Source organism: Streptomyces sp. AC627_RSS907 (assembly GCF_019049165.1).
In genome coordinates, this window is sequence record NZ_JAGMUE010000363.1 from 1 (window position 1) to 587 (window position 587).

Here is a 587-nt window from a genome sequence, read left to right on the forward strand (position 1 = left end):
CCCCAAGGGCCTGCTCAACGCCCTGCACTGGATGCTGCAGGGGCACCACCACCCTCACAAGCTCGCCGGGCAGTGGCGGCGGGGGCCGATCTACATCACCGCGGTCGGCGACCCGCACGCGACGGAGTACGAGGGACCGCACGAGGATGATGTGCCTGGCCTGATGGGCGAGCTGGTCGACTGGCTCAACACGGGCGACCTGGACGCCGACCCGCTGGTCCGCGCCGCGATGGCACACCTCAACCTCGTCAAGATCCACCCGTGGGTGGACGGCAACGGCCGCATGTCCCGCTCCCTGCAAACCCTTCTGATCTCCCGAGAAGGTGTCCTCGCGCCTGAGTTCTCCTCCATCGAGGCATGGCTGGGCATGCCCGGTCACACATGGGACTACTACAAGGTGCTGCGCGAGGTCGGTGGGCCCGTCTACAGCCCGAAGCGGGACACCGCTCCGTGGATGCGGTTCAATCTGCGCGCCTATCACGAGCAGACCCAGAGCGTGCAACACCGCGTGAACCGATCCAACGGGTGCTGGCTCCAGCTCGACGAGCAGCGGGACGCCCTTGACGTTTCCGAGCGCCAGGTCACCG

Annotated in this window: 1 protein-coding gene; it reads left to right on the top strand. The window is 67.3% G+C overall.

Annotation, left to right across the window (positions count from 1 at the left end):
• On the top strand, positions 1-587 hold a 587-nt coding region (locus tag KUM32_RS35795; RefSeq protein ID WP_217146087.1), incomplete at both ends, for a Fic family protein.